This is a genomic window from Porphyromonas sp. HMSC077F02, assembly GCF_001815465.1.
Taxonomy (GTDB): domain Bacteria; phylum Bacteroidota; class Bacteroidia; order Bacteroidales; family Porphyromonadaceae; genus Porphyromonas_A; species Porphyromonas_A somerae.
The window spans coordinates 144,682-169,845 of the sequence record NZ_KV820675.1 but is presented as its reverse complement, the minus strand read 5'-3'; the positions used below and the strand labels follow the sequence as shown (position 1 = coordinate 169,845).

At 44.0% G+C, this 25,164-nt stretch carries 20 protein-coding genes and 2 tRNA genes; 11 read left to right on the top strand and 11 right to left on the bottom strand.

The features are described 5' to 3' along the window. Positions 1-84: 84 nt before the first annotated feature. The 4 genes from purB to rpsA form a co-directional block, all read right to left on the bottom strand. Positions 85-1,431 (bottom strand): adenylosuccinate lyase, encoded by a 1,347-nt coding sequence (gene purB / locus HMPREF3027_RS06335; protein WP_070707677.1) that lies wholly within the window; start codon positions 1,429-1,431, stop codon positions 85-87. A 15-nt stretch (positions 1,432-1,446) separates the two neighbouring features. After that, positions 1,447-2,631, bottom strand: a complete 1,185-nt coding sequence (locus tag HMPREF3027_RS06330) for a MalY/PatB family protein (protein WP_070707676.1) — start codon at positions 2,629-2,631, stop codon at positions 1,447-1,449. A 316-nt stretch (positions 2,632-2,947) separates the two neighbouring features. Beyond that, positions 2,948-3,916 (bottom strand): YeiH family protein, encoded by a 969-nt coding sequence (locus HMPREF3027_RS06325; RefSeq protein WP_070707675.1) that lies wholly within the window; start codon positions 3,914-3,916, stop codon positions 2,948-2,950. Between the two features lie 84 nt (positions 3,917-4,000). After that, positions 4,001-5,791 carry a 30S ribosomal protein S1 gene (gene rpsA / locus HMPREF3027_RS06320; protein WP_018029043.1) on the bottom strand — a complete coding sequence of 597 codons (1,791 nt, stop codon included), beginning with the start codon at positions 5,789-5,791 and terminating at the stop codon, positions 4,001-4,003. Positions 5,792-6,419: 628 nt separating this feature from the next. Between rpsA and HMPREF3027_RS06315 the strand changes: the two genes are divergently transcribed. From HMPREF3027_RS06315 to HMPREF3027_RS06305, 3 genes are all read left to right on the top strand, one after another. Further along, positions 6,420-6,493, top strand: a tRNA-Arg gene (locus tag HMPREF3027_RS06315). A gap of 27 nt (positions 6,494-6,520) precedes the next feature. Beyond that, positions 6,521-6,594, top strand: a tRNA-Arg gene (locus tag HMPREF3027_RS06310). A gap of 63 nt (positions 6,595-6,657) precedes the next feature. Next, on the top strand, positions 6,658-8,016 hold the full coding sequence (locus HMPREF3027_RS06305) for an MATE family efflux transporter (RefSeq protein WP_070707674.1): 1,359 nt from the start codon (positions 6,658-6,660) through the stop codon (positions 8,014-8,016). On the opposite strand, the gene HMPREF3027_RS06300 is transcribed toward HMPREF3027_RS06305, so the two are convergent. The 3 genes from HMPREF3027_RS06300 to HMPREF3027_RS06290 are packed head-to-tail and all read right to left on the bottom strand — an operon-like array spanning position 7,981 to position 9,971. Then, positions 7,981-8,667: a ComF family protein gene (locus HMPREF3027_RS06300; protein WP_246830551.1), complete on the bottom strand. Its 687-nt coding sequence runs from the start codon at positions 8,665-8,667 to the stop codon at positions 7,981-7,983. The genes HMPREF3027_RS06305 and HMPREF3027_RS06300 overlap by 36 nt on opposite strands. A 1-nt stretch (position 8,668) precedes the next feature. Then, positions 8,669-9,151: a regulatory protein RecX gene (locus HMPREF3027_RS06295; protein WP_070707672.1), complete on the bottom strand. Its 483-nt coding sequence runs from the start codon at positions 9,149-9,151 to the stop codon at positions 8,669-8,671. A gap of 1 nt (position 9,152) precedes the next feature. After that, complete coding sequence (locus tag HMPREF3027_RS06290) at positions 9,153-9,971, bottom strand: N5-glutamine methyltransferase family protein (RefSeq protein WP_070707671.1); 819 nt, start codon at positions 9,969-9,971, stop codon at positions 9,153-9,155. Between the two features lie 23 nt (positions 9,972-9,994). Between HMPREF3027_RS06290 and ribD the strand changes: the two genes are divergently transcribed. The 8 genes from ribD to carB all read left to right on the top strand — a co-directional run bounded on the left by ribD (position 9,995) and on the right by carB (position 20,754). Beyond that, entirely contained in the window at positions 9,995-10,984 is a 990-nt protein-coding gene (ribD, locus tag HMPREF3027_RS06285; RefSeq protein WP_070707670.1) for a bifunctional diaminohydroxyphosphoribosylaminopyrimidine deaminase/5-amino-6-(5-phosphoribosylamino)uracil reductase RibD, read from the top strand. A gap of 74 nt (positions 10,985-11,058) precedes the next feature. After that, positions 11,059-11,979 carry a transcription antitermination factor NusB gene (locus HMPREF3027_RS06280; protein ID WP_070707669.1) on the top strand — a complete coding sequence of 307 codons (921 nt, stop codon included), beginning with the start codon at positions 11,059-11,061 and terminating at the stop codon, positions 11,977-11,979. Positions 11,980-11,997: 18 nt separating this feature from the next. Beyond that, complete coding sequence (yajC, locus tag HMPREF3027_RS06275; protein WP_021903073.1) at positions 11,998-12,321, top strand: preprotein translocase subunit YajC; 324 nt, start codon at positions 11,998-12,000, stop codon at positions 12,319-12,321. Between the two features lie 195 nt (positions 12,322-12,516). Next, positions 12,517-13,407 carry a YbbR-like domain-containing protein gene (locus tag HMPREF3027_RS06270; RefSeq protein WP_246830550.1) on the top strand — a complete coding sequence of 297 codons (891 nt, stop codon included), beginning with the start codon at positions 12,517-12,519 and terminating at the stop codon, positions 13,405-13,407. Further along, positions 13,407-14,012, top strand: a complete 606-nt coding sequence (coaE, locus tag HMPREF3027_RS06265; RefSeq protein ID WP_070707667.1) for a dephospho-CoA kinase — start codon at positions 13,407-13,409, stop codon at positions 14,010-14,012. Before HMPREF3027_RS06270 ends, coaE begins: the two co-directional genes overlap by 1 nt. Next, positions 14,009-14,437: a DUF5606 family protein gene (locus HMPREF3027_RS06260; protein ID WP_021903075.1), complete on the top strand. Its 429-nt coding sequence runs from the start codon at positions 14,009-14,011 to the stop codon at positions 14,435-14,437. The genes coaE and HMPREF3027_RS06260 overlap by 4 nt, the downstream gene beginning before the upstream one ends. Positions 14,438-14,511: 74 nt before the next feature. Next, positions 14,512-16,398, top strand: coding sequence for an amidophosphoribosyltransferase (locus HMPREF3027_RS06255; protein ID WP_070707666.1), 1,887 nt, complete (start codon positions 14,512-14,514; stop codon positions 16,396-16,398). A 9-nt stretch (positions 16,399-16,407) separates the two neighbouring features. Further along, entirely contained in the window at positions 16,408-20,754 is a 4,347-nt protein-coding gene (gene carB, locus HMPREF3027_RS06250) for a carbamoyl-phosphate synthase (glutamine-hydrolyzing) large subunit (RefSeq protein ID WP_083317533.1), read from the top strand. Between the two features lie 84 nt (positions 20,755-20,838). On the opposite strand, the gene HMPREF3027_RS06245 is transcribed toward carB, so the two are convergent. From HMPREF3027_RS06245 to HMPREF3027_RS06230, 4 genes are read right to left on the bottom strand one after another with little or no spacing between them, the layout of a single operon-like run. After that, a complete protein-coding gene (locus tag HMPREF3027_RS06245; RefSeq protein WP_070707665.1) occupies positions 20,839-21,615 on the bottom strand; it encodes a zinc ribbon domain-containing protein in 777 nt (258 codons plus the stop codon). A 16-nt stretch (positions 21,616-21,631) separates the two neighbouring features. Next, entirely contained in the window at positions 21,632-22,417 is a 786-nt protein-coding gene (locus HMPREF3027_RS06240; RefSeq protein ID WP_070707664.1) for a Nif3-like dinuclear metal center hexameric protein, read from the bottom strand. After that, positions 22,414-23,448, bottom strand: coding sequence for an endolytic transglycosylase MltG (gene mltG / locus HMPREF3027_RS06235; protein WP_070707663.1), 1,035 nt, complete (start codon positions 23,446-23,448; stop codon positions 22,414-22,416). The genes HMPREF3027_RS06240 and mltG overlap by 4 nt, the downstream gene beginning before the upstream one ends. An 8-nt stretch (positions 23,449-23,456) precedes the next feature. Then, positions 23,457-24,926, bottom strand: a complete 1,470-nt coding sequence (locus HMPREF3027_RS06230) for a hypothetical protein (protein WP_070707662.1) — start codon at positions 24,924-24,926, stop codon at positions 23,457-23,459. Between the last annotated feature and the right edge of the window lie 238 nt (positions 24,927-25,164).

Sequence of the window (25,164 nt, the reverse complement as noted above, 5' to 3'; positions counted from 1 at the left end):
CACCACAGATGTATGACATGCCCGTCATACCTAACAAAAGAGGGTTTGGAGAGACATCTCCAAACCCTCTTTTAATATGATTAATTAGCAATATACTCCAGTATAACTTCGTGGAGTAATTTGCTTCATTTCCTTCTTGAGCTCGTCAGAGATATCAAGATTATCTATGAAACGATCCAGCTTTTCACGTGTCAGCACCTCATTATTCCTTGTAAGCCCCTTAAGAGCTTCGTAAGGATTAGGATACCCCTCTCTACGCAAAATGGTCTGAAGCGCTTCTGCCACTACAGGGAGTGCATTATCTAGATCCTCAAGTATAGACTCCTCGTGTAATAATAGCTTATTTATTCCTTTCTTAAGACTATTAAAAGCGATCAAACTGTGAGCAATAGGCATTCCGATATTTCGCATCACGGTGCTATCTGTGAGGTCTCTCTGAAGGCGTGATATTGGTAGCTTATGAGCCAAATGCTCACAATAGGCAATGGCTATTCCTAGATTACCCTCAGCATTCTCAAAGTCTATAGGGTTCACCTTGTGAGGCATTGCAGAAGAGCCTACTTCACCCTCTTTTATCTTTTGCTTGAAATACTCCTCAGAGATATAGGTCCACATATCCCTTGCAAAATCAATAAGTATCACACAAATCCTCTTGATGCTATCCAGCAATGCTGCGAGATTGTCGTAATTTGAGATTTGTGTGGTATACTCCTCTAGATCCATCCCAAGGTACTCTTCTGCAAATGTATGTGCGAACTGTCGCCAATCAATCTCAGGATAAGCAATGTGATGGGCATTCATATTTCCTGTAGCTCCACCAAACTTGACACTTTGTGGTACAGACTGAAGTAGTTTTAATTGCTCAGAAAGACGATAAACATACACGTAAATCTCTTTGCCAAGTGTTGTGGGAGAAGCAGGTTGCCCATGAGTACGAGCCAGCATTGGTATCTCTCTCCATTCATTTGCCTTCTCAGTAAGTTCGGCAATAATCTCCTCCAACATTGGACACCAAATATCTTCAAGAGCATCTCGAAGCATCATTGGCTGTGAAGTATTATTGATATCTTGTGAGGTAAGACCAAAGTGTACAAACTCTAGTACTGGAGCATACTTTTCATCACTAAGTCGTTCCTTAATGAAATACTCAATTGCTTTTACGTCGTGGTTTGTGACAGACTCAATTTCCTTTACACGCTGCCCATCCTCAGTAGAAAAGCCTTCGTATAGCTTTCGCAATTCATCTCTAATCTCATCTTGTTGTAGTAAAGATAGTCTTTCAGGTAGCTCATTTGATAAAGCTATTAAGTACTCTACCTCCACCTTAACACGATACTTTATTAAGGCATACTCTGAGAAGTAATTCTCTAGCTCATTAACCTGCTTTCTATATCGTCCATCAATTGGCGATATTGCTTTTAGTGAATTCATAATTCTCTTATACTATTATACATTTAATTTCTCCACAGCACTTTTAAGTCGTTCCATCACTTGCCTTAGCAATTGGCGAGGACAACCAATATTCAATCTCATAAAATAGTCTCCTCCTGTACCAAACATAGCTCCATCATTTAAGAAAAGCCCAGCCCGCTTAATAAAAAACTCATTGAGTTCTTCAGTGCTAGATAATCCTAATCCCCTACAGTCCAAGAAAATAAGGAAAGAGGCCTCAGGTACTATCATTTTAATCTTCGGTATATGCCTGGCTAAGTAGTCTTGTACATATGCTACGTTACCTTGAATATACTCAGTACATTCATCAAGCCACTCAGCTCCTTGCTTATAAGCCGCAGCTATTGCATCATAAGTAAAGCAATCACCAATACCAAGTCCATTATTATCAATATATGAATAGACCCTATCTCTTAATAATTCATCCATAATATATAGATGAGACCCAACAACCCCAGGCATATTAAAAGCTTTAGAAGGAGCCATGAGCGAAATGCCTACTTTGCTAGCAGCTTCAGAGACAGATGGAAAAGGAATATGCACAAATTCTTTATTCGTAAGGTCTGCATGAATCTCATCACTTAGGACTATCGTATTGTGTTTAATAGCCAAATCTGCAATTCTTTCCAGCTCTTCGCGACGCCAGACCCTACCACCAGGGTTATGGGGATGACAGAGCAGGAATACTTTTGCCTCTTGCATGCCCCACTCCAGCTTATCCCAATCCAATTCATATCTCTCATTATGTAGTTGCAATGGCGTTTCTACCACTTTCCTTCCGCTATTGATAATTACTTGTGCAAAAGGATAATAAACTGGTGGGGTAATGAGTACCTGGTCACCCTTATCTGTCAAACACTCGAGCAACTTATAAATCCCAGAGACAATGCCTGGGATATACTTAATCTCATTATCGGCGGGTTTGAATCCATATTTTAGTTGAAACCAATTGCATATAGATTCATAATAGTAGTTGGGAATAGTACCATAGCCAAGAATCGGATGCTCCAGACGCTTCTTGATCGCCTCGGCAACAAAAGGTGGTGTTGCAAAATCCATATCAGCGATCCATAGCGGAATGACTGAATCATAGTCGCTTTGAAAGGTACCAAAGCCGTCATACTTCACGCTATTGGTACCCTTTCGCTCAATCGGTTGATCAAAACTAAACTGTGGCATCTCTAATATCTATAAGTCATAACTAGTTGCTTCAAAATTACCAATAATTATTGACCCACAATAGACTTACGTCGGCTTAGGCTGATTAATGGCTAAATACTATCCACTATCACCAGACTTCATCCTACTTCTTTGTTCTAAATCTCAATTTGCCCCCTATACCTACGACCGAAAAATAAGTATCCGAACTATCCTGGGTATTGGCTCCAGCCTAGATATTGAAGTATAAGCGCTCTATATCTTAGCACGATAAAAAGCGACTGTTGCACGAAGGTATGATTAGCTCCGAGCAGCAGTCGTTTATAATGTCATTCAACTACATCCAGTAAATATAGCAGAGGGTACCAGTGGCTATTAGGATCCACAAGGTAACTCCTAAGAAAAGAGCTTTTGCCCCGACTGACTTGAGTACATCACGAGACAATCCAGCACCAATAAAGAAGAGAGCTACATTTAGTCCTTGCTTAGAAATCTTGCTTACCACCTGTCCGAATGTAGGGTAATCAGCCAATAGGAAGGTATTGATGAGCATTGCCAAGATAAAGAATAGGATAAACCTAGGGACAGCAATCTTTTGCCCTTTTTGTTTGAAAATAAACGAGGTGACTAATGCTAGGGGCACTATCCATAAGGCTCTAGTAAGTTTCACCGTGGTAGCCACTTGTAAAGCAATATCCCCATAAGCCTCGCCAGCTCCTACCACAGAACTGGTATCGTGGATGGCAATGGCAGCCCATAATCCGAAGTCTTGCTGACTCATTCCTATAGCTCTACCGATAGGAGGGAAGATAAATAGAGCAATCGCATTGAGGATAAAAATAACTCCTAGTGCCACCGACATCTGTCCACTCTTAGCCCCCACAATCGGTCCCACAGCAGCAATGGCACTTCCACCACAGATTGCCGTACCAGAGCTAATCAAGTAACCGGTATTGGTATCTATCTTGAACACATACTTTCCTAGAAGCCAGCCCACCACCATGGTACCGATAACCGAAATAATAGTGAATACCATACCCTCCTTACCTGCTGCTACAGAGCTATAAAGGTTCATACCAAAACCGAGACCCACCACCGAGTACTGAAGTAGGTATTTGCTCATAGCCTTATTTAGCTTGGGGGCGATATTTCCGAATGAAAGTGCAAAGATAAGTCCGAGCAATAGTGCAATTGGTGGACTCACCCACGACCCTAGTGGCGCCAGGGTAGGAATATGGGTGCAGATCAACCCTAAGACCAGTAGTCCAATTAAGGAGTAGTAGATGATCTCTTTATAATTCTTCATAGTCAAGTAAAAGAATAGAAATGGGGCGACTCGTCGTAGACAAACCGCCCCATTTAATTAATTTTCTAGCAATAGCTCCAGATATTACTCCTCACTATTAGCCTTTTCGATCTTATCACGAAGTGCAGCAAGTGCATCGATATCACCTAGGGTAGACTTCTCAGCCTGAGCACTCTCCTGACGAATCATCTCACGAGTAGCTTGTGCAGCAGCTCTCTCCTCTTGGCGAGCACCCTTCTCCTGATCCTCACGGATACGGCTGTGGCTAAGGATGATGCGCTTTGAGTCGCTATTGAATTCAATCACCTTGAAGTCAAGAGTCTCACCAAGCTCAGCTTGCTTACCATCCTCCTTCACAAGGTGCTTAGGAGTTGCAAAGCCCTCAATTCCGTGAGGTAGCTCAATCACTGCGCCACGGTCTAGAAGCTCTACGATCTTACCTTGGTGAATAGTGCCTACAGAGAATACAGTACCAAGGTTCTCCCATGGATCTGTAGTGGTCTGCTTGTGACCAAGGCTGAGACGACGGTTCTCCTTATCTATCTCAAGAACGACTACATCGATATCATCACCGATCTTTGTGAACTCACTTGGGTGCTTGATACGCTTAGTCCAAGAAAGGTCACTGATGTGGATTAGGCCATCGATACCATCCTCAAACTCTACGAAGATACCAAAGTTGGTAAAGTTGCGAACCTTAGCAGTGTGACGTGAACCTACAGGATACTTAGACTCAATATCAGCCCATGGGTCAGGAGTCAATTGCTTGATACCTAGGCTCATCTTACGATCCTCACGATCTAGAGTAAGGATCTGTGCCTCTACCTTCTCACCCACCTTCAGAAGATCGTGTGGGCTACGTACGTGCTGAGTCCAAGACATCTCACTTACGTGGATAAGTCCCTCAACACCTGGCAGTACCTCTACAAATGCACCATACTCAGTAATCACTACTACAGTACCCTCTACCTTATCGCCAACCTTCAGATTCTCATCAAGGCTGTCCCATGGGTGTGGAGTGAGCTGCTTCAGACCAAGGGCGATACGATTACGCTCCTCGTCGAAGTCTAGGATCACCACATTGATCTTCTCGTCAAGAGAAACCACCTCCTCTGGAGTGCGGATACGACCCCATGATAGGTCGGTAATATGGATAAGACCATCCACACCACCAAGGTCGATAAACGCACCGTAAGGTACAATATTCTTAACCGTACCCTCAAGTACCTGACCCTTCTCAAGCTTAGAGATGATCTCAGACCTCTGAGCCTCAAGCTCCTCTTCGATCAGTGCCTTGTGTGATACAACTACATTCTTATACTCCTCATTAACCTTGATGATACGGAATTCCATAGTCTTTCCAACAAACTCATCAAAGTCGCGGATAGGCTTCACATCAATCTGAGAACCTGGTAGGAATGCCTCGATACCAAAGATCTCTACGATCATACCACCGCGAGTGCGGTTCTTGATGAAGCCCTTAACAACCTCTTGCTTCTCCATTGCCTCGTTGATACGCTCCCAAGCACGTGCCTGCATAGCTTTACGATGCGAAAGGATTAGCTGACCCTCCTTGTTCTCTTGTACCTCAACATAAACCTCTACCTTGTCTCCAACAGCTAAGTCGGGATTGTAGCGGAACTCCGCTGATGATACAACTCCAAAAGACTTAAAACCTACGTCGACAATAACTTCGCGCTTAGAGATAGACTCTACCGTACCAGTCACAATCTCGCCTTCAGAAACCTCTCCCATTGTAGCAGCGTACTGCTCTTCCATCTTCTTGATGCTCTCAGGAGACTCCTCCGTAGCGCGTTCGAAGCTGTCCCAATCAAAGCCTTCCAAAGGCTTTACTTCTTCGTAGTAATTTTTCATTTAAAAAATTGGTGAATAAAATAATGTTACATCTCTACCTTGACAACGCAAGGCTTTATCTTTAGTTTCCACCCTATTTCTCTTATATAGAGTACAAACTTTTGCAAAGATAGATAAAAAGTTTGGTCTATACAATATATTAACCACTTAAAGTCCAAAAGATTAGCCGATTGATTGACCTTAGAGAAGAATTATCGGAGAAATATCCAACGAAAATATTTCATGTACCAAATAAAAATGTTTCTCGTATCACAAAAAGTAGCTTCATATACCAAATAAAAAATGCCACTAACCTTAGGTGTAAATCCATGATTTAGCAAGACAAAAGTTTAGTTGCAACTAAGCAAATGACGAGTTGCAACTAAGCAATCGCTGAGTTGCAACCAAACTAAGACCGATATAATATACTGTATATCAACCTATTAAATAGGGGGCATTAACACCTCATTGTCAACCTACTTTTTCACGTCATAAAGGTGTACCACAAGATTTATTAAGGAGGGCTTCTTGCTCTCGTTAGAAACTCCAACACTTGAAACGCTGCAGATTTCTCATCTAAAATGTTGGATAGATAAATAATTATTATTACCTTTGCACGCAGTTAAGGCATACGCCTATAAATAACGACGGCCACGTAGCTCAACTGAATAGAGCATCTGACTACGGATCAGAAGGTTGCAGGTTTGAATCCTGCCGTGGTCACTACCCTACGGGGGAGACTGGATAATTGGCCACGTAGCTCAACTGAATAGAGCATTTGACTACGGATCAAAAGGTTGCAGGTTTGAATCCTGCCGTGGTCACTACTAAGGCAAACCATCTTTGGATAGTTTGCCTTTTTCTTTTTGAAATAAGCGGACACCCTTATGAATATCAGTAGACATACGAAGGAGATTTTGAAGCTAGGGTACCCCATTATGCTTGGCCAGATGGGAGTTATTTTAGTTGGTTTTATTGATAATATTATGGTTGGAAGATACGGCACCTCCGAGCTTGCTGCCGCATCATTTGTCAATGGATTCATCAATATTGCCTTTGTCTTTGCGATGGGATTTTCGTACGGACTCACCCCACTTGTATCTGGCTCATTTGCCACGGGCAATGGTCAGCTTCGCTCCCTTCTGAAGAGCAGTATCTTCCTTAATACCATCGTGGGCATCCTTATCACACTTGTTATGTGGATATGCTTAGTCAATATCCACTGGTTTGGTCAGCCCGATGAGTTACTCGGTCTTATACGTCCATACTACACGATTCATCTAGTGAGTATCGTTCCTCTAATCATCTTTTATGGGTACAAGCAATTTGTAGACGGTGTGGGGTTGACAAAGATTGGGATGACTGCTATCATCCTATCAAACATCATTAATATTGTATTCAATTACCTACTCATCTTCGGTAAGTGGGGATTTCCCGAGCTAGGTCTTTTTGGTGCTGGACTTGCCACCTTCATCTCCCGACTTGTGATGCTAGCCATCCTCATCTATGAAGTTCACGGAACGACAAGATTTAAGAGCATTTTTGAGACCAACCACTCCACTAAGGGGGCTATAGATAGAGGTCTACTCAAGAGGCTCAGTGGCATAGGGATGCCCTCAGCCCTTCAGCTAGGAATGGAGACAGCATCATTCAGCATTGCGGTCATAATGGTGGGGTGGATAGGCACGCTCGAGCTGGCAACGCACCAAATAGTCAACACAGTGAGTACCCTTGGCTTCCTGATGTTTTATGGAATGTCGGCAGCGGTGATGATCCGTGTAGGTCACTTCTATGAACTCAAGAAGAGTGACGAGATCAGAGGTGTGGTAAAATCGGGTTTTAAGATTCAGATAAGTATGGCACTAACACTCATTGTGCTACTACTCACTTTTCGCACCTACATTCCACACATATTCACCACAGATGAGTCAGTTATCAAGCTAGCATCAATCGTGATACTTCCACTAGCAGCCTACCAAGTGACAGATATGCTTCAAATCTTATTTTCCAATGCACTCAGAGGGATGCAGGATGTAAAGTTTACAGCGTGGGCAGCTTGTTTTTGCTACCTCGTCTTAACCATGTCAGCAGCTTATCTCTTTGGCTTTACTTTCGAGTGGGGAATCATAGGTATTTGGTGTGCCTTTTTTGTAGGCTTTACCTCCCTTGCCCTACTCCTCATCTCCCGATACTTTAGAGTGCTTCGTCAGCTAGACAAGGACATCAAGAGCCAAGGTATAAAATGATACCGACTCTGCGCCAGCATCAATTAGAGCTCTACCAGCATTGATTAGTGTAGCACCCGTGGTGAGCACGTCATCTACCACAAGTATTCGCTTACCACTCACCTTACTCTTCTGCGGTGAGTAGAAAGCTCCTTGAATCTGTTGCCACCTTGCCTCTTTTCCCCTATGCGTTTGGGTACCACGCCCTCCACCTCTAGCCAGTAGAGTTTCATCAATAGGTAAGGAGTAAACCTCAGCTAGTCCTTTGGCAATAAAGGTAGACTGATTGTAGCCACGCCTATGCAATCTCTTTTTGAGCAGAGGAACTGGCACAATTACGGTTACGTCCAAAAAGTGTCCTGCATCATAATGTTGCTGTGCGAAGTGCTTTGCAAGATGATAACCAGTTTTGGGGAAGCCATTATACTTTACATTGTGAATGAGTGTACGTACAACGCTAGGGTTACTAAAGATAAGATCGGTTTGGAATTCAGTGAATGGCACCAGCCCTTCCAATCTCTCTTGTGCATCATAATAACTCTCCATGCCAAAGTACTTAGGGAGTGCATTGAAGCACTTTGGACACAAAAAGATATCCTTACCCTCTAACCGGCAGCCACAATCCACACAATAGGCAGGATATATAAAATTGATGAGGTCATCAAAAAGCATATCACGAGATTTCAAGACGGTCAATCACCTCCTCGTATATATCCGATGGGTACCCTCTCCGATAGGCAGCATCCACAAGCCGCATCCGCAGGTCGTACTCATTTTTGGCCTTCGTTTTGTATCTTGCCAGTTTAGGGGACAGATACTCCTCTAAAGCCAAAAACCAATCGTCGTAAGGTATAGCACTGAGTGCTTTTTGGATTAGCGAAGAGGGTACCCCCCGCTCTTGAAGCTCATATCGGATCAAGATGGGCCCCTTCTTGAGCATCGTTAGCTTATCCCTCACATATCGCTCGGCATACCGCTCTTCATCGATAAACTTCTCGCTTTTTAACTGGTCAATTATCTGCTCTATCTCCGAAGGCTCAATCTCACCATCGGACCAAGTCAATAGCTTTTCGGTCACCTCCTTAGAAGTCTTTTCGTATCTTGAAGTATATCTCCCCGCTTTTATTAATAGTTCTTTAAGTGCATCAGCCTCCATATCACGTCACAATCAAATATCGAGTTTTACCATTGAAGTCCTCGATGAATTCAACTTTTCTATCACTGAACAGCTCCGTCAACTCCCCAACGCAGAGAGGATTGATTTCAAAAGCGAGTACCTTACTATTATTATATAGCTCACGAATCCGCTTATAAAAGAGAATCGGATCGTCGTCGGGTACAAATAGGGCCATCTCCGGCTCTGTCTCAAGCACATGTGGCTCCATTTCCATACGCTCCTTATTGAGCACATAGGGAGGGTTGCTCACCACCAAGTCGTACTGTTCGTGCTTCGGACTAAAGTGGTCGTCAAATAGATCGGCTCGCTGTAAATCAATCTCCAAGCCATAGCGATGAATGTTTTTCTCTGCCACAGAGAGGGCATGGGGACTTAGGTCAATAGCCTCCACCTTGGCACCACACTTAGCCATAAAGAGGGCGATCGCACCACTACCAGTACACAAATCTATGGAGGTAGCACCAGGGAATAGACCCCCCCTACTCCTTATTATATAGCATAGCTCTTCGGTCTCTGGTCTAGGTATCAACACGCCACTACTCACATAGAGATCCATTCCGCAGAATGAGGTGTGTCCGAGTACATACTGTAGGGGTTCATGCCCCAATAATCGAGAAAGCCAACCCTTAAGCAAATCAATCTTTTGATTAACTTTGCCATCACTAACCACGAGCATAGGATAGGGTTGCCCAAAAGCCTCCTCGAGAAGGATACGTGCGATGTACTCCGCCTCCTCCTGAGAGTAGTAGCTACCCAGCTCCGTAGCTAGCCATTGCTTGGTGGTTTGAAACTCATTCATTGGCACAAAGATAGCAGAAAAAAGTGGAAGATATACAATATATGCAGCTGGCGATCTACCTAGCCAGTAGAGGTGAAAACTTTGAGGTGAATAGTAATCCAAAGGTGGGTGCCGTATTGGTATACAATGATACTATTATAGGTGAGGGGTATCACATCAGGCAGGGCGATAACCACGCAGAAGTTAATTGCATCGCTAGTGTACCCCAACGACTGCGGCACTTGATTTCCCAAAGCACCATGTATGTAACACTAGAGCCCTGTGCTCACCAAGGCCGTACCCCCTCTTGTGCTAAGATGCTAGTGGAGCAAAAGGTGAAAAAAGTGGTGGTAGGCACCCTTGACCCATTCCCAAAGGTTGCGGGAAAGGGGTGTCAAATACTGAGAGAAGGAGGAGTGGAGGTCTCTGTAGGATTACTAGAGGAGCAGTGCAAAGCGGTAGCTAAGATATTTATGACCAATCAACTACTCAGAAGACCGTACATCACCCTCAAGTGGGCTGAGAGTAGTGATGGCTATATTGACTACCATCGAAGTGCAAGTGAGCCAGCAGCCAAGATATCCACTCCATACATTCAGCTACTAACGCACAAGTTGCGTGGCGAGCACGATGCGATACTTATTGGGAGGGGAACAGCAATTATGGACCAGCCTAGGCTGAACAACCGACTATACCCTGGGCTCCCTTCGCCCAAAGTGTATGTCATAGACAGCCACAGAGAAAGTGATGTTTTACTCACGCCCAAAAGTGATTGGCATTTGATAAAAGGCACCGATGATCTCAGCCAAGTGGTGAGTAGGCTCTACGACCAAGGGATTACATCGCTCTTGGTAGAGGGAGGGGCTAAGATCATACAGTCATTTTTACGTGCCAACCTTTGGGATACCATCCGAAGAGAGGTAGGAATCATTCAACTGGGGGCTGGAGTAAAAGCCCCCCAACTACCCTCTAGCCTATCTCCCAGCCACATAGATTATATAGATCGCCACCAGTTAATATACTATACCAAATAACGATAGAAAATGGTATCTTTGCAGATAGGATAAAGCGGAGGTGAAGTTGAGTGCAATAAATACGAAGTAGACGAATGATAAATAGATTACTAATAAGGATAAAGGTTTTGCAAGTGCTATACAACTATTATCAAGTGAAGCACATTGGTATACCAGGGGCTATTGGATTGCTGAGGTATGCATTAGACCAGTCTTACAACCTTTACCTCTACCTCACTGGACTCCCTTATGACTTGAAAGAAGCTGCCGCCTTCAGACTGGCGAAGGAGGAGGATAAGTTTGGTAAAGACGAGAGCGTGGTGAAGTTGCTCAATCACATTATTGACAATCCTGTCACACAGGTGATTGGTAGCGACCTAGACTATATCCAAGCTCGTGAACAGGCATTTACGCCTAACCATAGCGTAGAGGACTTTATCAAAAAGCTACTCAACACTCTTATTGACCAGCGTGAAGAGCTACTTCAGATCAACTGGGATAACTTTGACGAGGTGAAGAAAGCATGGAGAGCCTTTTATGGTGAGAACATTCTTCAGAGCGATCTATTTGCAGATATTCTAGAGGAGACGGATACCTTTAGAAACGACGATATCGCCATTGTATTTACCTTCGTTACTAAGGTATATAATGGTCTTTCGGAGAAAAAAGCCTATTCCGAACAGCTGAGACCCCCTTACGCCTCTGAGGATGATGAGGACTTTGGTCCAACGCTCTTGGAGCACGCCATTGTGCATGGGGAGGAGTACCGTGAACTACTTAGTAAGTACTTCAAGAATTGGGACAAGGAGCGGGTAAGTGAAATTGACTACATTATCTTACAGCTTGCAGTGAGCGAGGCGATAAAGTTCCCCACAATAGATACCAGTATCATTCTCAATGAATACCTCAATCTAGCTCACTACTACAGTTCTGAAATTAGCCATACATTTATCAATGGCATTCTTCATGAGCTATTTACCGACTTGAAGAATGAGGGAAAAATACTAGGCAATTAACTATAAACAAAGGAAAATATGAAACTAATGACATTACTACAAGCACCAGCTGGTGCAATGGGTGGAGGAATGAGCACCCTCATCATGATCGTGCTGATGATCGCAATCTTCTACTTCTTGATTATACGCCCTCAAAGCAAGCAACAGAAAAAGCTGGAGGCAGCCCGTAAGGCCATGAAGCCTGGCGATAAGATTATGACCTCTGGTGGTATCTATGGCATCATCAGGGAGATCAACCCTGAAAATGGACAGGTAACCATTGAGGTGTGGGAAGGTGTGAAGATGAAGGTGGATATCAACCAAGTATTTGCTCTCCCTGATAATAGCACCAACAAAAAGTAAATAACCTTGAGCTTTTGATGGCTCATTTAGCAATTCCAATCAATAATGGGATTTTGGAATAGTATCAAGTCACTGAAACCTGTCTCCTACTTCTCAAGAGGTAGGAGATGGGTGATTTTGCTTTTTTGCTTTCTACTCTCATTTATCCTTTGGTTATTTCAAGCGCTAAATGACAACTATACTAAGCGGGTTACGATGGCTGTAGAAGCCCCGACCCTTCCCCTGAGGTATGCTCTAGATGAGACCAAGGGTATTCCCAAGGAGATTGAGATAGCTATTACAGCTAGTGGCAATGAGCTAATGAGCTATACTTTTAGGCAATGGTTTGCAGCCAAGCCGATCCTTAAGTTGGCTATTGACACGCTCCAAATTTTGCCCGAGGGCGGATATATCAGTATCGGCAGGGAAGAATTGATCCGCCAGATTAAAAACACCAACGATGTTTTTAATGAGCACTTCAACAACTCAAATGACGCTCACATTGCCCTCTTCCCTGACTATATCTCATTTTCGTATGCTCCTCTTATTGAGGAAAAGGTAGGCGTCTTCTTTGGTGGTCAAGTAGACCTTGGTGAGGAGAGTAATAGGGTATTGGTTTCCTTAACTATGGAGCCAGAGGAGGTAAGTGCCTTTGGGCTGAACACTTCCATTGATAGCCTAAGGATGACTCAGGGATTGATCAGTACAGAGCAGTCTCCTCTAGCAGTAACAAAAGAAGGAATTAGTAGCTATCGGGTAGCCTTAATAGCACCCAATGGAGTGAGGCTAACCCCTGACTCTGTAACGGTAACCACTGAGGTGGCACCGCTTAAATACAATTCTTTTATTGCCACCAATATTATGGTTCGTAATCTAGAAGAGGGCTATAATATTCGACTATTCCCATCTAGCATCAAGGTATCTTACCTAGCATTAGATGACGTAAAACTATCGGATATATCTGCACAGATTCACCCATATGTGGATGTAGATGAGATTACGGAAGGGACTAAAAAGCTAAAGGTGAGGCTTCCAATGGTACCTAAAGAGCTACATATGATACAATTGGAGCCAGATGCGGTGGAGTATATAATTGAAAAAGAGTGATGCCAAAGGTCATTGGAATAGCGGGGCAAGTAGGTGCTGGAAAAAGCCTTGTGCTACAAACACTTAATGTGCTGTATGGGATCCCCCTATTTGATTGTGATAAAATAGCTAAGGAAAGCTACTTTATCCCCTCAGTAAGAGAGGAGATAATTGACCGCTTTGGGGTGGATCCGATTAAGGGAAATGGGAAACTGGCAAAGGAAGGAATAAGCAAACTTCTGGCTAATAAACAGACAAAGGAGGAGCTGGAAAGGATTGTTCACGGCACCGTAAGGGAGCAATTTGGACTCTGGAAAGGCCAGCAAGCAAGCAAGTGGGTAGCCCTAGAGAGTGCCATACTTTTCACCTCCAACATGTACCAGCTTTGTGACGTAACGATTGCTGTAAAAGCCGAAACGCCCATTCGAATGAGCAGGGTACTAAAGAGAGATCCCTTTCGGAGCGAAAAAGGGTTTGAGCTACTAGAAAACCTACAGAGGAAGGAGACGACAAGACAAAATGATGAAGCGGATTGGCACATTGATAATAGTGGCAACACCTCAATCATAAGAGAATTAGAAGTAATTTACCATCAACTTGATAATATAATTCAACATAAACAATGAAGCTAACAGACATTATTTCTATATCAGGAAAATCGGGATTGTATAAGCTGATTAATCGCACTCGAATGCCTTTCACTGCGGAAGACTTGGAAAGTGGTCGGAGAATGCCTCTCTTTGCTAGAGACAACATCGTTTCCCTAGCCGATATTTCAATTTATACCGAAGAGGGCGAGAAGCCACTAGGAGAGGTATTTGAGGAGATAAAGAGCAAGCACCCCGAGACCATAGAGAATGAATCGGAAGTACTAGGAAGCTCTAGTAACTTACGTAGCTTTATGGAGGAGGTGCTTCCAATCTACGACAAAGAGAAGGTTCACGATAGCGATATTAAGAAGCTGATAAAGTGGTATAATCTTCTTAGAAAAGCTGGCATGGAGACTTTTGTACCTAAAGAGGACCAGGACTCATCTGAGAATAAAGAATAATAATCTAAAGGAAGTCAGTCTCTAGTCGATCAGAGACTGGCTTCTTTCAGAATTAAAAACAAGGCAAGGCACAAATGGAGGAACTGAAGCACGAGTGTGGTATAGCAATGGTGAGGCTACGGAAGCCATTGACCTACTATCAAGAGAAATATGGCACGTGGAGGTATGGTCTAAATAAGATGTACCTCTTAATGGAGAAGCAACATAATAGAGGACAAGATGGAGCAGGTATCTCCTGTGTAAAACTCACTGCACCAACGGGTGAGGAGTATATGTACCGAGAAAGAGCTCTGGGAAATACAGCCATCACCGAGATTTTTGCCTCTGTAGAGCGACAAATCCAATCGTTCGGTAAGGAGAAGCAGGGAGACCCCAACTTCGCTCAGGCACACATCCCTTATGCTGCTGAATGCTATATGGGTCATCTGAGGTATGCCACACAAGGCAAGCAAGAGATACAATACGTTCACCCAATGCTTCGAAGAAGTAATTGGAGAGCAAAGAGCTTGTCTCTATGTGGTAACTTCACGCTCACCAGTGTGGACGATATATTTGACTCAATCACTTCAGTAGGGCAACACCCAAGAAGCAACTCCGACACCCACATTCTGCTTGAACAACTGGGTCACCGTCTGGATAGAGAGGTAGAGCATAAGTTTAGGGAAAGTAAGGCAAAGGGACTAACAGGGATGGATATCACTCACGATATTGAATCCCGCCTTGACACGACTATCCCCCTTAAGGAGTGTGCCCCTCTTTGGGATGGAGGCTATACTATGTGTGGACTAACGGGTAGTGGGGAGATGTTTATGCTCCGCGACCCTTGGGGCATTCGTCCTGCCTTTTACTACTATGATGATGAAATCGTAGTATGCGCTTCGGAGAGAGCTGTGATACAAACGGTCTTGAATGTGCCTGCAGATTCGGTTCATGAGCTAGAGCGTGGCAACGCCCTTACCATCAATAAGACGGGCTCTGAGATCAAGGTCTCTAACACACTACCTCCTAAGGAAAATAAAGCTTGTTCTTTTGAGAGGATATACTTCTCAAGAGGGTCGGACAAGGATATCTATAAGGAGCGTAAAAAACTTGGCGAACAGCTTATTCCAGATGTGCTTAAGGCTATAGATAATGATATTGACCACTCAGTCTTTTCTTTCATACCTAATACGGCAGAGACCTGTTATTATGGCATGATTGAGGGTATGGAGCGTCACTTCAATCATTGGAAAGCGGAGGAAATACTAGCCAATCCTCAGATGACTAAAGAGGAGATATACGAGCTTCTAGACAAACGAGTTCGGGCTGAGAAAGTGGTGATCAAAGATATCAAACTCCGCACATTCATTTCGGAGGGGGCGAGTCGTACAGACTTGGCACAGCACGTCTATGATATTACCTACGACACCGTAGAAAAGGGCGTGGACAACCTGGTGGTCATTGATGACAGTGTTGTCCGTGGTACCACACTCAAGGAAAGTATTATTCGTATCCTTGACCGACTTCACCCTAAGAAGATAGTGGTGGTATCCTCAGCACCTCAGATTCGATACCCAGACCACTATGGTATTGATATGAGTAGGATGCGAGAGTTTGTTGCTTTCTTGGCGGCAATTGACTTGCTTCTCGAAAGAGGTATGGCATATATTATACACGATACCTACCGCTCTATCATAGAGAGTATTCACTCACCACTGATTGAGGAGCGAAACTTTGTGAAGGATATTTATGCGCCATTTACGGTTGAAGAGATCAACACAAAGATCGTTGAGCGGCTTCGTCCTTCCGATATCAATGCCGAAGTTGAATTGGTTTTTCAGTCTCTTGAAGGGTTGCACAAGGCAATTCCGAATCACCCAGGAGATTGGTATTTCAGTGGTGACTACCCCACTCCAGGTGGCGTGAAGCTAACGAATATGGCTTACAAAGCATTTTACGAAGAAGATTTCAGGAAACAATAAAATAAGACTATGGAACGAAAAGGTATACTCCTACTAAGCGATGGTAGCAAGTACGAAGGCACGGTAATAGGGGCAGAGGTCCAAGCTAGTGGCGAGGTGGTATTCAGCACAGCGATGACTGGTTACACCGAGAGCCTCACTGACCCATCGTACTCTGGACAAATATTGGTCACCACTTATCCTGTCATAGGAAATTATGGGTTTCCCTCTGAGGAAAAAGACCCAGAGACAGGTCTTACTAAGTTTCTTGAAAGTGATAAAATACATCCTGCGGCTCTGATTATGCACGACTATACGGATGAGTATAGTCATTGGAATGCTGTTGAAAGCCTTGATAGTGCCTTAGCACGCCATGGAGTGGTAGGACTTACAGGTATTGATACAAGAGAGCTAACCATAAAGCTACGTAACAGCGGGCCACTTCTAGGCAAAGTACTTCTTGATGAAGTAAGAAAGGATAACAGCGAGTTTATTAGTACTGATGAGATCAACTTAGTAGATAAAGTCTCTACTAAGGAGGTCAAGGAATTTACCAGTTTCGGAAGTAAAAAGGTAGTATTGGTAGACTGCGGCGTAAAGGAGAATATCATTCGTCACCTGATTAAACGAGGTCTTAACGTCACGCTAGTACCTTGGGACTACGACTTTACCCAGTTGCAATACGATGGGCTATTTATCAGTAATGGTCCAGGAAATCCTCTACTCTGTACCACCCTTGTAGAAAGGGTTCGAGACATTCTCAACAAGGGAGATAAGCCAGTGGCTGGTATCTGTATGGGTAACCAAATCATTGCCCAGGCCATTGGTGCTAAGGTGGCAAAGATGCCCTTCGGACATAGGTCTGTCAACCAACCTGTACAACTTTGTGGTACAAATAAATGCTATATCACTAGCCAAAATCACGGCTTTGCTGTAGATGATAGTTCGCTACCTGAGGGATGGCACACTTATTTTAGGAACCTCAATGACGGCTCTAATGAGGGGCTTATTCACGAGTCTGGGAAGTTCTTTTCCACACAATTCCACCCCGAGGCCAATGGAGGTCCAGAGGATACGGTATTTATTTTCGATCAGTTTGCCGACTTAATCAATCATGGGAAGTTGGTTACTCCTACTTCGGAGGAAACAAAACCAATTAATAAGTATTCTAAGATCCTTGTACTCGGCTCGGGTGCTCTGAAGATTGGAGAGGCGGGAGAGTTTGACTACTCTGGTTCGCAAGCTCTAAAGGCATTGAGAGAGGAGGGCATACACACCGTTTTGGTCAACCCCAACATTGCAACGGTACAAACCTCAAAAGGGGTAGCCGATACTGTATACTTTCTACCTGTAACCCCCTACTTCCTTGAAAAGGTCATTGAGAAAGAACGTCCTGATGGTATACTACTCGCCTTTGGTGGGCAAACCGCTCTCAATTGTGGAGTGGCACTCTACAATAGTGGTATTTTAGAGAAGTACAACATTCAGGTAGTTGGGACTCCCGTCCAAGCCATTATGGACACGGAGGATCGTGAACTTTTTGTAAAGAAGCTGGACCAAATCAAGGTCAAGACAATCCAAAGTGAAGCTGTTGAGACTATTGAGGCAGCTCGAAAGGCAGCACTACATGTGGGATATCCCGTTATTATCCGTGCTGCCTACGCACTAGGCGGACTTGGTAGTGGCTTCTGTGACAATGAGGAAGAACTAAACGCCTTGTGTGAAAAAGCCTTCTCCTTCTCTCCTCAAGTGTTGGTGGAGAAGAGCTTACGGGGGTGGAAAGAGATTGAGTATGAGGTGGTGAGAGATAGATACGACAATTGTATCACCGTCTGCAATATGGAGAACTTTGACCCCCTTGGCATTCACACTGGGGAGAGTATTGTATTAGCTCCTTCACAGACCCTCACCAATTCTGAGCATCAAAAGCTAAGAAGTATTGCTATTCAGATCGTACGCCATATCGGCATTGTCGGTGAGTGCAATGTTCAGTATGCTTTGGATCCTGATAGCGAAGACTATAGAGTAATTGAGGTCAATGCACGTTTGAGTCGTTCGTCGGCACTCGCCTCGAAAGCAACAGGGTACCCCCTAGCATTTGTTGCAGCAAAGCTAGGCCTTGGCTACGGCCTTTTCCAGCTTAAAAATGCAGTAACTACCACGACCTCAGCCTTCTTTGAGCCAGCATTGGACTACGTAGTCTGCAAGATGCCAAGGTGGGACTTGAGTAAGTTCCATGGCGTATCTCGTGAGATCGGTAGTAGCATGAAGTCTGTAGGAGAGATCATGAGTGTCGGTCGCACGATTGAAGAGGTCATCCAAAAGGGACTTCGCATGATCGGCCAAGGGATGCATGGCTTTGTTGAGAATAAAGAGTTGGTCATTCCCGACATTCCTAAAGCTCTTAGCCAGCCTACAGATAGGCGTATATTTGTCATCAGCAAAGCTTTCAGGCTTGGATATACGGTAGAAGAGATCCATGACCTCACTAAGATTGACCTATTCTTCCTCTATAAGCTTCGAAAGATTATGGATACTGCAGAGCAACTTGAGGCTCTGTCAGGCATAGCTGAAATATCTCCTGAGCTATTGAGGAGAGCTAAAGTGCAGGGCTTCTCTGATTTCCAAATTGCAAGAGCTCTATTTGGCACGGATATAGATGATATTGAGGTAAAGCAGGCTGCCGTAAGGGAATACCGCAAAAAGCTAAACATCTTGCCTGTAGTAAGGCAAATCGACACGCTTGCTGGTGAGTACCCTGCTCAGACCAACTATCTCTATATGACCTACGACGGAAAACAGCACGATGTCACCTTTGAAAATGGTGAAAATAGCATCGTTGTGCTAGGGTCAGGAGCATATAGGATAGGTAGTTCAGTAGAATTTGACTGGTGTGGTGTTTCAGCACTGAATACGATTCGTAAAGAAGGGCTACACTCCATCATGATCAATTACAATCCAGAGACGGTTAGTACCGACTACGACCTCTCTGATCGCCTATACTTTGACGAGCTTACATTTGAGAGAGTGCAAGATATTTTGGACCTTGAACGACCACGAGGAACCATTCTATCTACTGGTGGGCAGATCCCTAATAATCTGGCGATGAAGCTAGATGCTATTCAAGCTCCAATCCTAGGCACTCAAGCAAAATATATCGACAATGCCGAAGATCGTCACAAGTTCTCAGCGATGCTAGACCGACTAGGAATAGACCAGCCAGCATGGAAAGAGCTCACCACTCTTGAGGATGTTGAGTCCTTCGTAAAAGAGGTCGGGTATCCTGTGCTGGTTCGCCCATCTTATGTACTCAGTGGAGCTGCGATGAATGTCTGCTCCAACGATGAGGAGCTGGAGCGCTTCTTAAAGCTCGCTGCAAATGTATCGCAAAAGCATCCTGTTGTGATCTCCAGCTTTATTGAAAATGCTAAAGAGATTGAGCTAGACGCCGTAGCAGATAAGGGAGAACTCATTGCCTACGCCATTAGTGAGCATATTGAGTTTGCTGGAGTCCACTCGGGAGATGCTACCATTCAATTCCCTGCTCAAAAGCTCTATATTGAGACGATTCGACGCATCAAGAGGATTGTGCGGATGATAGCTCAAGAGCTACATATCTCAGGACCTTTTAATATCCAATTCCTAGCAAAGGAAAATGATATCAAGGTAATTGAATGTAATCTAAGAGCCTCCCGAAGTTTCCCATTCGTAAGCAAGGTTTCCAACTACAATATGATTGAGTTGGCAACTAAGATAATGATTGGTTCACCATACCAAGCTCCTCTTAAGAATGCTTTCGACTTAGATCACGTTGGTATTAAAGCCTCTCAATTCTCCTTTACAAGGTTGCAAAAAGCCGACCCTGTACTAGGAGTGGATATGACCTCTACTGGCGAAGTAGGATGTATCGCACGTTCTTCCGACGAAGCGATACTACAAGCAATGCTCTCTGTGGGTCATCGCATACCTAAAAAGGGAGTACTGATGAGTACTGGTGGCGTAAAACAAAAAGTGATGCTACTCGACTCAGCCAAACTTCTAAGGGATAAGGGCTATCCCATCTACGCAACAGAAGGCACCTATCGTTTCTTGATGGAAAATGGAGTGGAGAGTACATTGTGCTACTGGCCTAGCGAAGAGGGTACCCCTCAGGCTCTTGAATTACTCCATAGTGGAAATGTGGACTTGGTGATCAACATCAATAAAAACCTTACTCCTGGAGAGTTAACCAATGGTTATAAATTGCGTCGTGCCGCTATTGACCACAATATTCCGCTCATTACTAATGCCCGACTTGCTAGTGCTTACATACACTCATTCTGCACCATTGAAGAAGATAGCATTAGCATCTCACCATGGTCAAGCTTTGTGCAGTGATGAACTTCACTATACGACGAAAAGGGTCTCGCTATTGGCGAGACCCTTTTTTTTCAATGGTAATGCAACTAATTAATAGTCACATCACTTGAAGTTATCTGCCACCTCAGTAGCCAACTCTTCATCGATCAAAACACGACCACAGTACTCACAGGCAATAATCTTCTTATGCGAACGAACATCTATCTCGCGCTGTGGAGGAATCAGATTAAAGCAACCAGAGCAAGCATCACGCTGAATAGGGGCAACAGCTACCCCATTGTGTGTAGATTTGCGGGTCCGCTTAAAAGCAGCGAGCAATTGAGGGTCAATCAACTCTTCTAATGACTTAGCATTAATTCTAAGCTTCTCTTCCTCTGCCTTAGTATCGGCGATGATAGCGTCTAGCTCCTTCTTCTTTACTTGATAAACCTCCTGGACCTCCTTGATATCTGCAGTTAGTGCGCCGATATCCTCTTTGATATACTGGTTATCCTCTTGATATTCACGGATAGCTTTTTCGTACTTAAGAATATCTAACTCCAAGTTTTCGAGTTCCTTAGAGATGGCATCATACTCCTTGTCGTTACGTACATCATTAAGATGCTGCTTGTACTTCTCGACCATTCCTTCGGCAGTCCTGATGCTCTCATTAGCCTTCTCAATATTATGCTTATTTTGATCTATTTGATCTTCATAGCGCTCCTTTCTTTTGTGCTTGCCCTCTAAGTCATCAGCAAGCTCTTCCACTTCCATTGGAAGCTCTCCTCGCATCGTTCGGATACGATCAATTTCAGAGGAGACAATTTGCAACTGATATAGAGCCTTTAGGCGCTCCTCCACCGATATTTCCTTTGGACTTTCTTCTTTTTTCTTAGCCATAACTATTACCAAATTATTATGAGATATAATGCACGGGATTGACACACGATTCTGCACTATAGATTGCAAAGTTACCTTTTTTTTCAGACATAATCTCTTTTAGCAACTCTTTCGTCAATAATTCCGATTCATAGTGCCCAATAGTCATAAGGAGTATCTCCCCCTCCGCATCATAATAATCATTATACTTCGCCTCCCCAGTAATAAAGATATCGGCTTTTTCTTCGATGGCCACAGGCATCAAAAAGTTTCCAGAACCCCCACAGTATGCCACTCTCTTTATCTTTTCGGTCAGAGGCTTGCTATGAGCCACATGAGTAATTGGCTGGAAAGCCTTCATCAGCTCTACCACTTCACCTATTGAGCGTGGACTAGGCAAATCACCAATCACCCCTGCACCCACGTTAGGATTTCCCTCGATAGGTGACAAAATCTTTACATTTTGAAGCCCCATCTTACGCGCCCAAAATATATTCACCCCCTCATCATCATTATCCAATGAAGTATGTGAGGCATAGAGCACGATGTCATGCTTAATTGCCTTAATGACTACACGATTGATGTAGTAATCTGGAGTAATACTTTTCACGCTACGAAATAGTGCAGGATGATGCGTCACAATCAGGTTACACCCTTTTGCAATAGCTTCGTCCACTACAGCTTCAGTCGTGTCAATGGCCACCAACACCGCCCGGAGTTCCTGAGACGTATCGCCACATTGCACGCCACTATTGTCATACCCTTCCTGCTGAGATAAGGGCACTCTCTCCTCCAAATAATCTAGTAATTCTCTTATCTTCATTTTATTCCTCTTTCATTTAAGGCCGCCACATATTTCCTAGCATTCTTTTGATGCTCAGGGTACGTAGAAGCAAAGCTATGATACCCACTAAAATCCTCCTTCGCACACATATATAGATAGCTATGGTCCGATGCCTTCAATACACCGTCAATAGCCTCCATAGTAGGTATACGTATCGGCCCTATAGGCAATCCCTTATGGAGATAGGTATTGTAAGGGCTATCCACCTTTAGATGCTTATGTAAGATGCGACGGAGGCCAAACTCTTGCAGTGCAAATTTTATCGTTGGGTCAGCTTGCAAAGGCATCCCCACCCTCAACCTATTAATGTATAGACCAGCGATCATTGGGTACTCGTCCACCTTAGCACTTTCTTCCTGTACGATCGAAGCAAGAGTGATCACCTCATACGGAGTAAGCCCCAGTGAGTCGGCTTCGGCTCTACGCTGGGCATTCCAAAACTTCTGGCTCTCCTCAGCCATACGCTTTGTGAGGTCTGCTGGCGTGATATCCCAATACACCTCATAGGTATTTGGAACTAAGTAATAAACCAACGTAGTATCAGGAATATTCAAGCTACGAAGCAAAAGGGTATCATTCATCGCCCGTGCCACCGCCAAGCTATCTATCATTAGCTGACTTCCCATCCTCCGATACAATTGACTTGGCAATCGATACGAATTGAAGTAAAGCGAAATAGGCGTCTGCATACCATGTACTAAGCGGTTATAAAGTGCTTGCACCGTCATGTTTGGCTCAATCGTATAGCTCCCCACCTTAGGCGCACTACTAGTGCGACACTTGAGATGAAGCTTTAGATCACCTAAGAGAGGGGCATCCGTGGAAGCGACAATACTATCTACCACATCACTCCAAGAAGCATCTGGATAGACAAATATCCGTACCGCTTTGTCGCTAGAAGTATTGAAAGCTGGCTGCCTAGTAAAGCGATAATAGGCGGTGCAAAGACCTACCACGATCAATAAGAATAGGGCTCCAATCCCCAAAAGCAGCTTATGAGGCTTCTTCATCCCCTAACTTATCTGCTGAATAGACCAAAGAAACCACCGCCCTTCTCTTTATCCTCGTCCTGCTCCGCTAGAGAGTTATGATGAGCAATCGCCTCCTCAATAGTCATCTTAGTTTTGCACAAGTGAAGATTATCCGCCTCCACCTCAAGCCCCTGATTCGCAGCATCGAGTGCTTTATCCAGTTCATTTCTCCTTAGATAGCTTTGAGCTGCCTTATTGAGATAAAAAACATACTGTGCTAAGTCTCCATTCTTACCACTATCTGCTATGATATCCTCTACCACTTCAATATGCTTCTCATAATCTCCAAGGGCAAAATAGATGTTTTCCAGGCTAAACTTAGTGCTTGGCTTCTCTGGCAATTCATTTATGTGTGCCTCTATAAATTCAAGGCCCTTCTTTCTATACATCTCTTTTTGCGCCTCATCCTTTTCTTGCGAATGTAGAGAGATATAGACCTGTGCTAGCTCTTTGATGCTATTCACTTTGCGGATACCCTTTTCAATACACTCCCGATAAAGCTTTTCCGCCAAGTCATAATTTTTCATTTCCAGAGCTTTCCTTGCTTGAATGTAGAGACCATTATTGTGGCTTGTTGCTCCTGGCACGCCATTATCCATCTGTGCCGATAACTCCTCCAGCATAGCAGTAGCTGAGTGGCTACTAGGGTAAGCATAAAGAATATTCTGAAGCACCATCTTGGCCCTTATAAAGTCTTCTTCATTCACCAAGTCCATAGCGATAGCCAATAGTCCACCAATGGTATTAGGCCTGTGAATGCTCTTCGCGGCAGGACCTTTGTGATTTGAGCCCCTAAAATAAACCACCTTAATCCCTTCGCCCACCATATTAAGCAGATCCCTATCCACGATATCTCCACGATTATAGAAATACCGCTCTCCAGTCTCCACATCATCAATAAAACCAAATTGATAGCTTGGCTTCAGATCCACAATCGCCCCAATCGCAGGCACCTCCTGATCCAAGTTTTCACCCTCGCTCATGATCTCATCAAAGACCGATTGTACCTTCTCCCTCAACGCACGCAATCTTTGCCTATCCTCCTCCGATCTGCGCCAGGTATTGGCCAATGAGGGGTCTCGCTTCGCTAGAGACTCTATCGGTATCTTATCGCCAGGCTTATATTGTCTGAATGATCGCTTGCTAACCTTCGGAGAATCGACTGAAGCCCCCTTTTCAAAAGGTAGCACACGCTTCCAAGACCCCTGCTCAGACTTCATTGAGGGGTAGCCCTCTGAATGAGTAGACGCCCGAGGGGTCGATAGACTCTTTACCGGCTCCTTCGAAAAACTTCTAATAGCCTCATCGCGCACCCCAATCACATTCCCATCCTCACTCTCAATAACAATAAAGTCATTATTAAGCTTAACTATTTTACCACCAATTTCCACGTCATTACTCTGCGTGAGGTAAATGGTCTGACCAACACTAAATAAATCACTAATAAAATCAATCATCCTACTTATTATTCTACTAAATTCAAAAACACTATAAAATCAACTAGATTGACAAATATAACGATTCACCGTGGCGAAACAAAAATATTTCAAGTTAAACCTAGTTAAAGTGTACACAAACAGGGGTTACGCATTAGAAAAGACTTACCACATGGTTTTTATCGGGGAGGGGCTATGTGTAAGGACCTCGGCAGAGGTCCGACCTAAATAGGCACAGGTCAAGGCACATAGTGCCGAA